This is a genomic window from Phormidium tenue FACHB-1050, from assembly GCF_014696925.1.
Lineage (GTDB): Bacteria > Cyanobacteriota > Cyanobacteriia > Pseudanabaenales > Pseudanabaenaceae > Pseudanabaena.
The window spans coordinates 52,956-68,361 of the sequence record NZ_JACJQY010000004.1 but is presented as its reverse complement, the minus strand read 5'-3'; the positions used below and the strand labels follow the sequence as shown (position 1 = coordinate 68,361).

Sequence of the window (15,406 nt, the reverse complement as noted above, 5' to 3'; positions counted from 1 at the left end):
TTAATTCAGCCATTGTTGAGGATCGAGGCGATAGTATCTCTGTAGTAGTTCATAAAGAGATGGATGCTTTTGATATAACTGATTTGGCTTCTCGAAAAATGTCTCCGTTGCCACTGCAAAAAACTCCGCAGGACTAGTTGCGCCATAACTATCAAGGACAGTCTTTTGACCATTCTCGACGCGATCGCATAGTTGCAAATATTCCGCCGACATTACCTGTTTCCATACTTCATAATCTAAGACTCTCGGCAAAATTGGCACGCCCTCAGCTTGCCCATCCTCTTGATCAAGCTGATGAGCAAACTCATGCAAAATCACATTATGTCCATCTTTCCAATTGAGAACATCTTGCTGTATTTGCTCCCAAGAGAGGACTAATTGATCTCTTGTCCATGACTCTCCTAATCTAGCGACACGGCGTTCTTCCACTACATAGCTGTTCATTGTTAGCTCATTTACAATATAAGCATGGGGATATACAAAAACGGAGCGTAGGTTTGGGAAGTAGGTCTTGTGATCGCTAAATAACAACAAACAAGCGATCGCTGCGATCGTGACTTTAATCTCTTCCGTAATTTGCAATCCTAGACAGCCAATAAATTGCTTCTCTTTCAGAAATACTTGTATATAGCCGAGCAATTCCTTTTGCTGTTCAGAAGTCAAACACCTATAAATAGAAAGATTACTTTCGATAATGCTTAACCATGACTTAGGAAATTGCTGCGCCATGAGGCGATCGCGTTGCCACTTTACAAACAATGGATAGCACAAAATCCCTATGGCGATCATACTAACCACAATAGAAAAAATAATTGCTAAAACACTAGGAGGAATCACAGAAGTTAAATTAGTAAAAACTAGAGGATTGCAAGAAATTCTGACAATTCCCAAATCTATATTGGCATAATTGGCATATGTATTGACGACGACAAGTGTTTGTTAATCAAAAGTTTTATCGTAGAAATATCCCACAAAAACACAGAGTATCACTTAAAATAACTTTAGAAAACTCAATACTTGCTCTCTTCACGACTATGAAAGCTTTTTGGATATTAGCCACAATTACTAGCTTAGCGGGCGTAACTGCGAGTTGCACTCAAAGCACTAAAGATGCCTCTCAAGCTCAAGTACAGAGCCAAAAACCTGCTATAGCTGTAGATGTAGCGATCGCTAAGTTTGATTCTCTCCAAGCTGAGACAGAGTACACAGGCACAACTGCACCAATAAGGGAAGTATCGGTAAAATCCCGACTGGAAGGGCGTTTGCTAGATCTGAATGTGGATGTTGGCGATCGCGTTGCCGCAGGACAAGCAATCGCCCAATTGGATGATGCAGTTCTATCTGCAACTGTGCTACAGGCTGAAGCAGAAGTTGCGGCTAGGGAAGCAGAAGTATCTCAAGCAAGCGCAGCCGTGGGTAATGCCCGTGCCCAAGTAGAACGAGCTAGAGTGGAATATCAACAGGCTCAAGCCGACGCAAATCGCTTCACCCAATTGGCTAAAGATGGAGCCGTATCTTCTCAAGCTGCGGAGACTGCGAGCACTCGTGCGCGATCTGCCGAACAATCATTGCGATCGGCTGAGCAACAAGTTAGTCTTCAGCAACAGACGGTGGGAGCAAGTTCACAAAGAGTTTTAGCTCAAGAAGCGATTAGATTAAGGGAACAGGAACGTCAATCCTACACTACGATTACTGCACCGATTAGTGGTGTTGTGCTAGAGCGCGTTAGTGAAACTGGCAATCTTCTATTCGCAGGTAATGACGTTATAAAGTTAGGTGATTTTAGTCAAGTTAAAGTAATTGTACTGATTTCAGAATTGGAAATTAGCAAAGTTCGTTTAAATCAATCCGTTGATGTGCGATTTGATACCTTCCCCAATCAAAAGTTTACAGGAACAGTGAGACGGATTTCGCCAGTGGCGGATCCCGTAGCTCGTCTCATCCCTGTGGAAGTTGTAGTTCCCAATCGTGACAATAAATTGGGGAGCGGTCAGCTAGCGAGAGTTCAGTTTTCAAGTAATCAGGCTCGCCAAATTGTGATCGCGGAAACTGCTCTAGAAGCAGCAGGACGACCGACTCAAGCACCTAAAGATACAAATACCCAGCCCAATCAACCAGCAAAGCCGAAAACAGATACCAAGTCTAATGCTACTGAAAAAGGAAAGCCGAAAACTGGCTCAGTTTTTGTGATTACGGGTGATCCGAAAGAACCCAAAGTGGCGGCAAGGAAGGTTACTCTTGGCGATCGCCGTGATGGCAAAGTTGTGATTCTCTCTGGTTTGCAAGAAGGCGATCGCATTGTGGTCAGGAGTGGTGGCAAGTTACAGGATGGTGATGCCGTCAAGCTCAGTGTGTTATCGGAATCTTCTAAATAAAAATGTAAGGCGCTTTGCACCTTACATTTTTATTTTTTTTAATTATTTTTAAGAGGTAACTATGAGCAACCAAAACTCGTCCAGTCCCAAGCCGACAGGATTTAGTATCAGCGCTACAGCAATTCGCCGCCACATCGGTACGCTGATGCTGACGATCGCCATTTTTGTGATGGGCGCATTTTATATAACTCGCTTACAAGTGGATTTGCTACCATCAATTGTTTATCCCCGCATCGGCGTACAGATTGATGTTCCAGGGATTTCTCCAGAGGTGGCTATTACCGAAGTCACTAAACCGCTAGAAGAAGCTTTAGCAATTACGGAAGGTGTGAATCAGCTTTTTTCGCGTACTCGCGAAGGACAGGTGCGAGTTGATTTGTTTTTTGATGCAGGAAGTGATGTTGATCAGGCTCTGAATGACGCAGTGGCGAGCTTTAACCGTGGTCGGAGTCGTTTGCCTGATGTCGTCGAGAATGAAAGAATTTTTAAATTTGATCCGTCACAATTTCCCATCTATGAGTTTGCGCTCACATCACCTTCCTTATCCTTGCCAGAGTTGCGATTATTTGCTGATGAGGAGTTGGGACGTGAACTAGCGATCGTGCCTGGGGTTGCAGGTGTTGATGTAGTTGGCGGTGTTAAGGAAGAAGTACAGGTTAATCTCGATCTCCCTCGATTACAATCAGCAGGCGTGAGCGTTAATGAGGTTTTGAGCGCATTGCGCGATCGCAATGTTGATATTTCAGGTGGTAGGTTACGCAATGGTGCGGTGGAGCCACTGACTCGGGCGATCGGCAAGTTTAAAAACGCTAAAGAACTAGAAAATCTATCCTTTGTTGTCAGCAATCCATCGGCTACGACCCCGCCTAGACAAGTTTATCTGCGCGACTTTGCCGAAATTATTGATAGTACAGAAGAACAACGGGTTTTCACGACTTTAAATGGACAGGAAGCAGTACGGTTGTTAGTAACGAAGCAGCCCGATGCGAATACGATTGAGGTGGTCGATCGCGTCAAGGAAAAGATTGCCAACCTTCAGGAAAACGGCTTAATTCCCAGTGATGCGGAGATAACGGCGACCATCGACGAGTCAAAACTAATCAGAGTTTCCGTTGCCAACGTTACATCCTCTGGCATTATGGGAGCCTTCCTCGCGGGAGGTGCGGTGTTGCTATTTCTTGGCTCAGTGCGACAAACTCTGATTATTACGCTGGCAATTCCTCTGGCTACCCTTGCCTCAATTATCTGTATGGGTATTTTCGGATTTTCGCTTAATATATTTAGCTTAGGTGGTCTGGCTCTGTGCGTGGGCGGTGTCGTAGACTGCTCAATCGTGATGTTAGACAATATCCTGATCGGCGTTGAGAAAATGCGAAGGAGTAATGGAGTTCAAGATACGATCGCTCAGTCCCAAGCCAGCAGTGCCGAAATAGAATCAGCGCTAGTTGCTTCCACCAGTACCAACCTCGTCGTAATTTTTCCGTTTTTATTGTTGGGTGGATTTCTATCGCTATTATTCAATCAACTGATTCTGACGATTAGCTTTGGGAATATCGCCGCGATCGCGATCGCCATCACCGTAGTACCAATGCTAGCCTCACGTTTATTAGCCGTCCCTTGGTCGAGTGGATTAAGTGAAACATGGTTTATGCGTGGATTTCAGCAACGATTTGAAGCGGCGACCTTGGGCTATGCAGGTTTCTTAGCAAAGATTATCCATTATCGTCTGTTGGTAGTGATTGGACTGTTTGCTGTACTTGGTGGTGGTGGCTTCTTCATGGCAAGACAACTGCCGCAAGAAATCATTCCTCAAGTTAAAACAGGTGATGTCAGCGTCAATGCTCAATTCCCCGCAGGCACAACCCTCGCCGAAAACCGTAGGGTGATGGAAATCGTCGATGAAATTCTGATTAAGCAGCCTGAAACTGCCTATGCTTTCTCTACTATTGGTGGTGGTTCCTTTGGTAATAACGTTACTGCTAATCCCTTACGCAGTGGCAGTACGATTACGCTCAAGCCAAATGCCGATCTTACTGGTTTTGTGAGTCGCGTGAATCGGGAAATTGCCAAGTTAAATCTTGCAGGAATCCGAATTCGGGTTAACCCTGGACAAGTACGCGGGATCATCGTCAATAATTCCCCTGTACCCAGAACCGATATTGATGTCGTTTTGCAAGGTAGTAATCCCGAACTATTGACGCAAGCAGGTTTAGAAGTTCTTGGAGCCTTGGAGAAGTCAGTTAAAGGCGCGAACTTCCGCCCCGACACCGATGCCCGTCAGCCTGAAGTCCAAATTATTCCTGATTGGGAACGGCTGCAAGCGTTAGGACTATCCACCCAAGCGATCGGCTCAACTCTGCAAACTGCTATTACAGGTTCAGTCCCCACGCAATTACAACGCGGCGATCGCCTGATCGATGTGCGGGTACAGCTTGATCCTGAGTTACGCAAAAACTCTTCGCAATTGCAACAAGTCCCTCTATTTGTTAGCAATAATCGCCCTGTTCGCCTTGCGGATGTGGCAACTCTGCGCGAAGGTCGCGCCCCAGGGGAAATTCAACGCATTAACCAGCGTCAAGTTTATCTAATTCTCGGTAGCATGGAGCGTGGTGCAAGTCTCAGTGGTGCGCTCCAACAAACTGAACAGGCGATCGCTGAGGTTAAGTTGCCAGATGGAGTAACGGTACTGCCCAGTACTGCTAAGACAGCTAACGATAATCTCTCAAAATCTTTTTTAGTGTTGGGTTTACTTGCTTCCTTCTTGGTATTTGTGGTGATGGCAGTGCAGTACAACTCACTGCTCGATCCATTAGTAATTATGCTGACGATTCCTCTTGCCCTTGCTGGTGGTATTTTTGGTCTATATGTGACCAGTAGCTCGATTAATGTAATCGTGGTAATTGGGGCAATTTTGCTAGTTGGTATTGTCGTAAACAATGCGATCGTCATGGTGGAGTTCGCCAATCAATTACGAGAGGAGCAGAAATGCAGTCGGATTCAGGCTATTTTGCAAGCTGCACCAATCCGTTTACGTCCCATTTTAATGACCACAATTACTACTGTAATTGGAGCTTTTCCCCTAGCGTTGGGCGGTGGCGAAGGCGGCGAGTTCCTACAGCCGCTAGGTATTGTCACTTTTTCAGGATTGGCTTTAGCCACAATCCTGACCTTATTCCTAATTCCTTGCTCCTATGTATTGATGCATGAGTTGAGTTGGGCAAAAGTAAGAAAGTTAGTACCAGCAAAAGCATCATCAAGAAATTAGTAAATATAACTGTCGCCAAATAGTGTGAGGCGGTGCTTCGCACCGCCTCACACTATTTGGGGTTTATGCAGGTGGCTATAGCTATAAAAAGCGGCGCTTTGCACAGCTTTTTTATTTACGCCGTAAGTTTCTCCAAAATTTCCGCTGTTCGCATTCCTTGCTTTACAAAACCCTCAACTGGTTGAACTTTACTAGTTATCCCAATCAGAAAGCGCGTGTAACTCTCCTGTTTAGAGGAGTTATCAACCTCTGGCTCTGGTGGCGACGACCAGTCCGTTGCACAGGCGCAGATATCCTTACCTGCCCAGCGTGAAAACCATGCAGCAATAAATCCCGCTTGCAACTGATGCCAAGGCAACTTACTACCCGACTGTAAGCCAATTTCACTCCCTGTCGTTAGCACAGAATTTTCGGTAGTTACGACAATTAGTCCATGTTGTCGATGGCTAAAGTCAATAGTTATAGTTCCCATGCCATGTACTGTCCAGAGTTGGCGCATTGTAGCGAGAAATTCCACCGCATTAGTCGCCATAATTGTCGTGCCTTGATAGGACTCGATTTCGCTACGAATGTGATCGTAAAAAGAGCCGCCCCAGCCAAAGCCAAAGGTATAGAGTGCTAGAGTACCTGCTTGCCCTGCCTCAGAATAAAGCGATCGGTGGATACTCCGTAACAAGAAATCTGGCACAGCCACAAGGCGATCGCCTTGTCGAGTAGAGAGCAGCCCCGTCGCAGGATCAGACTTAACGTAAAAGCGAGGGGAAAAGTAATTACTAGGAATTGAATTGGTAATCATTGGCTTAACCATTGGTGGGCGATCGCAAGGTATGGCAGTAGCAAATCTGCATTTTCTTTAGGAAGATTTGCTTGAACGGATTTCTGCAAGGAACGATAGACAAAATCATTCACCCGTTGGTTTTTTAAAGCCAACATAATGTTCTGCATCCAATACAGCAACCTATCTTTGAGCAATTCTTCATCTTGCAATAACATCGCTGTGGCACAGTATCGCAGCACCAAAGCCATGTCCCGATTACATTTATTACCACCATCAACAGTCACTTTTGCCGCTACATCAGGAGCCGTGTTAATAATCTGTTGCATGACTTGCTCAAGAATGACATTTTCCTTAGTCTGGAGCAGATCATAGGTTTGACGACGCTGTTGCCATGATGCGATCGCTCCATCCAAGATTCGCAAATCTTCGGGTGTAATGTAGGAGCCATCGGCACGATCTAAAACATTTTCTAAAAGAGTAAGCATAGTTTTAAAATTTTAATTAAAAGATTTTTAAAATAAATGGGCTTTTAAATGTGCTTTGCACATTTATTGTTTGATGGGATTAGGAATCAGGAAAATTAACAAGCAAATCCTCCAGCAAAGTCAGATCTTCCTCCTTCGCAATCAAGACTTCCTGACTTTCAGCATTCCACTCGATTTGCTCAATTAACTCTTTGGTCGTTAAAAATTCCAAATTGTCAATATTGTCTAAACCCAATAAAAAGTTGGCAGGACGCGAATTCAAGATAGGGGGGGCACTACTCAGAGGGCTCTGCCCATTGATATCTGCGTAGTGTTGCGATCGCAGCGATCGCTTAGAAGGAGAACTACCTAAATCCCCAGTGAAAAATATTCTGAGCGATTTAATTAGTGAATTCCATAGCTTTTTAAGCCAATGTAGCCAATTTTTTAATGACCAATTTTTTAAAGTGTGATTGGCTCGATGATTACTTCTTTTTCTCAACTTAAATACCTCCTGTATCCATTGACTGAGCTATAGCCCTTTTCTTATAAGTAGTTATTTCTCCGTCGAAAGCAGAGAAATAACTACTTTGCTACAGTCCATTACCATTAGTAGAATCTTGATCAAGTAACCTTGCTTCAATTTCTTGAGCCGTAGCGCCAGAACTTAGCCAAAATTCGGCAGCCTTAATCCGAGTTTCTGACCCAATCAAGAAACGGCAAAAGTCATTCCCCATCGAATAGCATTGAATTTCAGTACTACTCAGACCGCGATTGAGCATCACTGAAAAGAAACCTGCTAACAATCCTGCATAAAGAAAACATACAGGCTTACCAATGTTTCCCATCGATTTTGCTACTGCCGAATCAAATAGATCAACAAAAATGAAACCTTCCCGAATCGAACTGAGATCAACATTCCATTTCCCCCAGCCCTGAGCTGTCAACGGCCACCACCAAGTTTCTAGGGCAAAGCTCAGGCTAGATTTATTAATACTGAACCGATAATCTCTTTCAAACCAGATTTTAAAATCTTTGGCATCCTCAGTTCCCCAATCTTTGCCAATCAAGTACATCAACCAGCCAGAAGCTTCGCCAACTTCATGCTCTAGTCCTTTGAGCAATGACACAATAAAATCATCACTAGCTAACACATATTGGTGTTGGTTCCAGTCTCTAATTTGTCCATGAGACTGATCAAATTTAAAGAATGTATGGCGACTATAATGACAAACTTGAGATAAAGAATTTAATTGAAGAATCGCTTCTTCATTAGTATTACTACGAAAGGTTGATTTGGTCATTTGCAATCCTCAGATTGATGCAGATTGATGCAATGGAATAGATATAAATTTGCGATCGCAGAGATTCAGTAATGTTATTTACCTGAAGACATAGATTTCTCTGGTGGTAATAAAATTTGTCTTAAATCAGTACTGAAAGAAGAATCAATTTCAGTCATTTTTTCTAAGGCTGAACGTAAAATCAGCTTACCTTCTTCAACTAAAACGTCACCAGTTAAAGGATGGATCAGATTTTGCTGAGCACGTTTTCCGATTAAGTTTTTTAATTCTCCAATCGAACCAATATACATTCCTTGGGGAACTTCAATCACGATGCCATCTTGCCAAACCTTTGCCTGACAAGCCAGACGTGAATTTGCTTTAGATGAAGTGATAAAGCTAAGGGTTAGTATTTCCTGTTCGCTTTTGGGACTTAGAGATTTTTCACCAGCTTGAATATATACATGACAAGTTGCACATCGTCCCTGACCACCGCAGGCTTGAAGTACATTCATCTCCTGTTTAATCAAAACACTGAGTAAAGTACTGTCAGTTGAAACCTCCACATCTTGATTTAAAGGTTGTAATTTTATCTGTTTCACTTCGATCTCATGCAACGGGGAAAACTAGCTTGGAAACATCGGCAGATAGAGATTTGGCTTGTAATATCTGCGAGAAGTCAACAATAACTCGCTCACATTCTTTCAAAAAAGCTCTTACCCATGTTTGAACATCCTGCAATTGAACAGGATTTAATGGCTCAATCTGCTCAGAGATAAATGGACAGCTTATTTGTCCTTGATAGTCAACTTTCCAATATTCAAGAGAGGGATGGAGTGAAACGAGACTAGCATGGCTTTTTTTCCAATAGTTGGCGATCGCCAATGGTCCCAAATAACTGGAACTGTACTTAGTCAGTCGGTTTAGGGCTACTAGGGTTGCCTCCCAAGTGAGAGTGTCAGATTTGTCAGAATTAGCTTCTTCATCAATGTTTTGATTGTTTTGGCTAGAATCGGCGATCGTAATTTTCAAGATGTTACGAATTAATGCTTTCTGAAATTGATGTACATTTTGAGGATGCACACTGATTACGTCACGCACACCCCTATCAGTCACCCACTTCCGAAAAAAGTCGCTAACCTCCAGTTGATCAACTAGTAAAATGATCGGCAAATTCTGCCATTGTTTGAGACATCGGCGACAAACCTCTAACCAATTTAAATCTTCCAATTTACCCAACAAAATTAGATCAGAAGATTGTTGAGTAACAGTTTGAACCAATTGCTGATAATTGGAGCAGATATCGGGAACCCAACGGTTATCTTTTTTGATTTCTTGAAGAATAACTTGCGATACAGTTGGTTTTGATTCAGCTAAAGCCAAATGGATAAGCTGCTTTTTTTGATACGGCTTATCCACCAATTCTTCAAAAAAAGAATTAGAATTGTTCATTGTTAATGTCTGCATTTCAATTTGTTATAGGTTTTTATTAAAAGTTTTTATTTTTATAATATTTAGAGTTTTAAATTGGATTAATGACAAAAAAATGATTTTAAAATTAGAATAACGTTTTTAGAAAATCCCCCAATCCGAAACATACAGGTTTTCAAGTCTGTGATTAACAGAGATGCTCTGCCCTGAGGAGTTCAGGACAAAACTTGGTTAATTCATAAATCATGAAAGATGCAACAGTTAGAGGTAATAATTTTGTTAACCAGTCTATAACCTCTTAAAAGACAAGTATCTAAAAGTTAAAAAAAATATGTAATTTTTAACACTAGATCAATCCTAAATAATTTATGAAGGTGTGCTGTAAAGTGGCACACTTTCATAAATTATTTAATCTCACGACTCTTTTATAGCTGTCGCCAAGTGTAGACATAAAACCCAAGAAGAGAATGGCGGCGCGAAGCGCCGCCATTCTCTTCTTGGGTTTTGATTTTGTCCTAACACAATCGACGGTAGCTATAAGATTGCTATGTTTGTTTTTCTAAACATAAGAGGCGGCGCAAAGCGCCGCCTCTTATGTTTAGAAATCACTTAGTAACCGTTCTAAAATCTCTTGTGTAATTAGGTTCCCTTCTTGAACTAATAACTCATTGGTGATGGGGTGATAGATATTGCGAGGAGCAATGCGGTTTTTGAGACGTTCAAAAATTTGTGCTAGTTTTTTGTCGGCTTTGTTATCTAAGTAAAAAACGACTCCATCATCTAAGACTGAGGCTTGACAGGTCAGACGATAAAGCGATAAATCACGACGCGTATTTTTGAGGGTAACTTGTTCTAAGGTTTGCATGGTGCTGAGGCAGTTTGCTCCCTCAAATACTCTCAGAGCGCAAGTGCCGCAGGTTCCTTGTCCTTGACAAGTTGCGACTAGTTCAACCTTGGCATGTTTAAGCGATCGCCACAATCCATTTTTTGCGGAGACGTTGATCGTAATTCCTAGAGGTTCGAGTTTAATACACGGCATAGAGATTAAATTGTGCCGAAAAAAGTTTAGTGGTCTGAGATGACCCGCATAGTGCGTTGATGATCCTAACCTTTTTTGGACAAGTTTAATAAATTTTGGTATTTCCATCGCCTTCGGCGATGGAAATACCAAAATCGTTTTTTTATGAAGTTGCGATTGAAGGCGATCGCAGTTCTAATCCCAGAACTTGCGTATGCTCACCCCTTGCTTGAGTTACACCAATTGTCCGTTCTGATGCCTCGATCATTGGGCGACGCAAACTGACCACAATGAATTGGGCAAGATTAGCTTGCTTCCGTACCATCTTTGATAGACGCTCCACATTCGAGCCATCGAGGAACATATCAACCTCGTCAAAGGCATAGAACGGCGATGGACGATAGCGTTGTAGAGCAAAGATAAAGCTGAGGGCCGTGAGAGATTTTTCCCCACCAGACATGGATGCTAAATGCTGAACTTGTTTTCCTTTAGGATGGGCAACTAGAGTTAGCCCACCACTAAGAGGAGCATTAGGATTTTCTAGTTGTAGATATCCATCGCCATCAGAGAGTTCGGCAAAGATCTCTTTGAAATGCCCGTTGACCGCATCAAAGGCTTGCATGAAAGCGCGTTGACGGAGGGTCGTAAAGTTCTCAATTCTGATTAAAAGTTCAGTGCGTTCTTGGTTAAGGGTTTCCAGACGGTTGCTAAGTTCCTCAAGACGCTGAGATGTTGCCTCGTATTCAGCGATCGCCATCATATTGACTGGCTCCATGGACTGGATGCGCTTGAGCAAGCGGCGTTGCTCTAGTTGCAGTTGTTCTAGAGTCATGGTTTCAGGAACTTCAGGAATAATATCAGGAAGTTCAATTTGATCAAGTTGTTCCGTGAATTGAACAATTTGCTGTTCGAGTTCGGCTTGACGTTCGCGATTTTTTTGGAGTTGCCACTGCTGCTGCTGTTGTTGTTGTTGCTGAGTACGCAGCGATCGCTCACAGGCATCACGTTCTTGTTTTGCGGAGCCAATGGTTTGTTCGAGAACTTCTAAACGAGATTGATAGGAGGCGATCGCAGCTTCAGTTTGTTTGATTTGATGCTGAATTTGCGATGTGCTATTAATCAGTTCAGCTTGAGTACTGCGTAATTCTTGGAGACGAGTTTGACGTTGTGCCATTTTCTCCAAGGCTAATTTATGCTGATTTTCTAATTCTCCTAACTGTTGCTTGGCAGTGCGAAGTTCAATTTCCGCCGTATTGAGCAGCGCTTCTTGACCTTGTAGAGCATCTTGAGCTTGTAGCCAACGGGTATGGGTTCCCGATTTTTCGAGTTCCGTAAGTTCGGCGCGCTTGACTAAAAGTTTTGCTTCTAGTTCCGCAATGTTGCCGTCTAGGGTATTTAATTGTGACTGCCCTATCTCAATGGCAGTGCGAGTTTGTTGAATTTGGTCTTGCAAGCGAGAGCGATCGCGACTATTGCGTTCGATTTGTTCGTAGATGCGATCGCGTTTGAGTTGGGCTTCGCGATGTGTAGTTCTTGCTGCTTGCAATTGCTCTTCATATTTTGCAATTCCCGTTAATGCACCGCGCAAACGTTGATTCAGACGCGCTAACATCTGATCAATTTCCAACAGGCGATCGCGTAGTTGCTTTGTTTCCGAAGATTCCGCAGGTTTAGTATTACCAAAATGGAGACTGGTATGCAAAGGAGCGCTACCACCTGTCATCGCCCCTGATGTTTCTAGAATTTCCCCTTCTAGGGTCACCATACGGTATTTACCGATATGAAATCGCGCTTGGTCAAGATGCTCGAATACGAGGGTATTTCCAAACACGAAGGAGAATACATCTTGATAGCGATCTTCGTAGGTAACGAGATTGAAAGCATAGTCGATCGCCCCTAGCTTTTGAGCTTCTATACGCGAAGGGAACTTAGCGGACTGTAGTTTGTTTAAAGGTAAGAAAGTAGCCCGCCCTGCACGTTCACGTTTCAGCAGTGCGATCGCTTCGGCAGCAACTTGATCATTTTCAACTACTAAATTCCCTAAGCGTCCACCTGCACAGATTTCCAGAGCCAATTGATAGCGAGGTTCGACTAGTCCCAACTGAGCAACTAAGCCATATACTCCTGACAGATCCGCTTCGATTACTACCTGTGAAGCTTTGGTTCCCTGTACTTCGCGGCTTGCCTGTACCTGTGCCTCCAATTTATCAAGTTGGCGAGTTTTGACGCGCTGTTCTTGAGTAATTCGATCAATAGTCTCATTCTGAAGTTGCACTTCTAATTGAGCTTCAGCAAGATTTTTAGCAAGGGTCTGGACTAAAGTCTCGGCTCCACTTACTTCCGCTTCTTGCAGACGTAATGCATCTTCAAGGGACTGGTTAGACAACATGTCAACTGCATAGCGACCTTCGCCAGCCATGACTTCTTGCAGTTCGCGCTCTTGCGATTCTAATTGAATTGAACGTTGGTTAAGAACTTCTCTAAGCCTTGTCTGCTCTTGCTTTTGAGGATCAAGTTCGGCTTGAGCATGATCCGCATCCTGACGCAGTTGCGTTTGTTGGCGCACCCATTCCGATGAAGCTGAGGCGATCGCTTGCACTTCCTTACGATATTGCGAAACAATCGATGACTGTTGATCGCGAGCTTTCTCCGCAGTAATTACCGATTCTTCTTTAAATTGCTTTTGTGATTCTAGTTCTTCAGCTTCACGTAAAAGGCGATCAATTTCCTCTTGGGTGCTGACAATATGGTTTTGATTGTTTTGATAGGAGCTAGTTAGAGACTGTTGTTGACGTTGTAAGCCACGTAGTTCCGCCTGTTGTGCCGATAAGTTACTAGAAACCGAGAGATATTCTTCTTCACCGAGAGTATGGACGCGATCGCTTAATTCATTCAGTTGGACAGTACCTGTCTCAATCACCTGTGATAGTTCGGCTAGAGACTTTTCTAAATTGCTACATTGTTCCTTATTATTAACCAGCTCAACATTGCGAAGCGATTGCTGATAAAGGATCTCACGCTGCTGAAGAACTGCCTCAGAAGCTTCCATCCGTTCGTATTCTAGCCGTAGCGCCTTATATTTTTCCGCTTTGACGCGATCGCTTTTTAGTTTCTCTTTATTGGCAATTAGTTCTTGCTCCACAATCCGAAATCGCTCTTCCTGAGCCTTGACATCATCTAATTTATCTTTGGCCGTAGAAATTTTGCGATCAAATTCGCCCACACCTGCTAATTCGTCAATAATTTCCCGCCGTTCTCGTGAATTCATCGAGATAATGCCCGTTACATCCCCCTGCAAAACAACGTTATAACCTTCAGGATAAATACGGAATTTGGCTAATTGTTCATGCAACTCACTTAAGTTACAAGGAGTTCCGTTAATGTAATAGGTAGAAGTGTAAGTCCCCTGACTAGTCACCCGCAACTTTCGCATCACTGTCCATTCACCCACAGACTGCCCCTCTGCGGTAGGTATTTCTACGCCTTCAGCCTGTAGAGCCGTCACTTCAGCATCTTCAAGGGCAAAGGTAACCGTAACGATCGCCTCGACCATTCGACCTTTTTTACTATGGGCTTGGTTTACTAAGTCTGGTAAGCGATCGGCTCGCATCCCCTTGGAGCCTGCAAGTCCCAGCGCAAATAGCAGTGCATCAAGAATATTAGACTTACCCGAACCATTGGGACCTGAAACAACCGTAAACCCAGTCATTAATGGGATGGACACAGTTGAGCCAAAGGACTTAAATCTGGTGAGTTCTACATTTTTAATGTACATATGCAATATACGCGATAGCGATCGGGGGGAGGTAAGCTAGTTTTTGGCAGCACGAAAGTGCCAATACGTTATCATAACTTGGCAAAAATGGCATAAATATTCTTACGATTACCCAAGGATTAGAGGTGCGGCGCGAAGCGCCGCACCTCTAATCCTTGGGTAATTCGATTTTGATGTTTCCAGTGCCTTTGGCACTGGAAACATCAAAATCGGTTTCATAATGAGAATTACTGAAATATGATTGTGTACCTTGCAATACTAGTAAGCTTAATATAAAGACACACTACAAAACTTTATATACCTGTGAATTACTATTTTCCCTCTGATCCACCATATTTTTTGTTTGCTATTTCCCTCGTTGCTGGACTCGCTTGTGGGCGATCATTTGAAGTAACTTTACGCAATCTAGTTAACATCTGGTCTAGCAGTAAGTCTTCTCGCGTCATGCTGGAACTAAAGAGTGCCAGCATCAAAGTCCCTTATATAGGTATGACCATCAGCATCGCTGTCTTTATGTCAACAGGGCTAGAAGTGTTTGGGTTGCCGACCCTATTTGGTTATATCGTTGCGATTCCTATTACCGTCGGTATTGCTCTGCTCGTTTGGCGACAACTAGGACAGATGTTGATTGAGCTAGAAAAGGGAGGCTCCGCAGCATTAGATCTTGATTCGTTTGAAAGCTAAGTAATGGCGGTGCTTTGCGCCGTCACTAATCTTGTGGGTTTTATGTCCCAAGCAAAACTTGCATTGCTATAAATTAATTTTTAGTATCAATCCCCGAAAGTGTGGCACCACTTTTGGGCATTAAAGACCAAACCCAGTAAGGTTTTAAAAACATATAGCTGTCGCCATTCTTGTTAGGACATAAAACCCAGATATTATGAGGCGGCGCGAAGCGCCGCCTCATAATATCTGGGTTTTGAATAGCTATAAAATGGCGTAGACATTTTGTGTTTTAAAAAACCTTACTTTATAGGGCTTTTAAAAATTTGTTTGTACAATAACTAATAGACTTTT

The 15,406-nt window shown here is 43.2% G+C and carries 12 protein-coding genes; 3 read left to right on the top strand and 9 right to left on the bottom strand.

Annotated elements, in window-relative coordinates; all coding sequences use genetic code 11:
• Positions 1-891 carry a M90 family metallopeptidase gene (locus tag H6G05_RS03915; protein ID WP_242025233.1) on the bottom strand — a complete coding sequence of 297 codons (891 nt, stop codon included), beginning with the start codon at positions 889-891 and terminating at the stop codon, positions 1-3.
• A 143-nt stretch (positions 892-1,034) separates the two neighbouring features.
• Between H6G05_RS03915 and H6G05_RS03910 the strand changes: the two genes are divergently transcribed.
• Entirely contained in the window at positions 1,035-2,375 is a 1,341-nt protein-coding gene (locus tag H6G05_RS03910; RefSeq protein ID WP_190576486.1) for an efflux RND transporter periplasmic adaptor subunit, read from the top strand.
• A gap of 61 nt (positions 2,376-2,436) precedes the next feature.
• Entirely contained in the window at positions 2,437-5,640 is a 3,204-nt protein-coding gene (locus H6G05_RS03905; RefSeq protein ID WP_190576485.1) for an efflux RND transporter permease subunit, read from the top strand.
• A 115-nt stretch (positions 5,641-5,755) separates the two neighbouring features.
• Here H6G05_RS03905 and H6G05_RS03900 read toward each other — a convergent pair whose 3' ends face one another.
• From H6G05_RS03900 to smc, 8 genes are all read right to left on the bottom strand, one after another.
• Positions 5,756-6,436 carry a hypothetical protein gene (locus tag H6G05_RS03900; RefSeq protein WP_190576483.1) on the bottom strand — a complete coding sequence of 227 codons (681 nt, stop codon included), beginning with the start codon at positions 6,434-6,436 and terminating at the stop codon, positions 5,756-5,758.
• Entirely contained in the window at positions 6,433-6,903 is a 471-nt protein-coding gene (locus H6G05_RS03895; protein WP_190576481.1) for a globin family protein, read from the bottom strand. The genes H6G05_RS03900 and H6G05_RS03895 overlap by 4 nt, the downstream gene beginning before the upstream one ends.
• A gap of 79 nt (positions 6,904-6,982) precedes the next feature.
• On the bottom strand, positions 6,983-7,384 hold the full coding sequence (locus H6G05_RS03890) for a hypothetical protein (protein ID WP_190576479.1): 402 nt from the start codon (positions 7,382-7,384) through the stop codon (positions 6,983-6,985).
• A 91-nt stretch (positions 7,385-7,475) separates the two neighbouring features.
• The gene (locus tag H6G05_RS03885; protein WP_190576477.1) at positions 7,476-8,186 is read right to left on the bottom strand and encodes a V4R domain-containing protein; all 711 of its coding nucleotides are present in this window, start codon (positions 8,184-8,186) and stop codon (positions 7,476-7,478) included.
• A gap of 74 nt (positions 8,187-8,260) precedes the next feature.
• The gene (locus H6G05_RS03880) at positions 8,261-8,767 is read right to left on the bottom strand and encodes a 2Fe-2S iron-sulfur cluster-binding protein (RefSeq protein WP_190576474.1); all 507 of its coding nucleotides are present in this window, start codon (positions 8,765-8,767) and stop codon (positions 8,261-8,263) included.
• Between the two features lie 7 nt (positions 8,768-8,774).
• Positions 8,775-9,632: a hypothetical protein gene (locus tag H6G05_RS03875; RefSeq protein ID WP_190576472.1), complete on the bottom strand. Its 858-nt coding sequence runs from the start codon at positions 9,630-9,632 to the stop codon at positions 8,775-8,777.
• Between the two features lie 562 nt (positions 9,633-10,194).
• Entirely contained in the window at positions 10,195-10,635 is a 441-nt protein-coding gene (locus H6G05_RS03870; protein WP_190576470.1) for a 2Fe-2S iron-sulfur cluster-binding protein, read from the bottom strand.
• Positions 10,636-10,777: 142 nt separating this feature from the next.
• On the bottom strand, positions 10,778-14,389 hold the full coding sequence (smc, locus tag H6G05_RS03865; RefSeq protein ID WP_190576468.1) for a chromosome segregation protein SMC: 3,612 nt from the start codon (positions 14,387-14,389) through the stop codon (positions 10,778-10,780).
• Positions 14,390-14,692: 303 nt separating this feature from the next.
• Between smc and H6G05_RS03860 the strand changes: the two genes are divergently transcribed.
• Positions 14,693-15,073, top strand: coding sequence for a hypothetical protein (locus H6G05_RS03860; RefSeq protein ID WP_190576466.1), 381 nt, complete (start codon positions 14,693-14,695; stop codon positions 15,071-15,073).
• Positions 15,074-15,406: the final 333 nt, after the last annotated feature.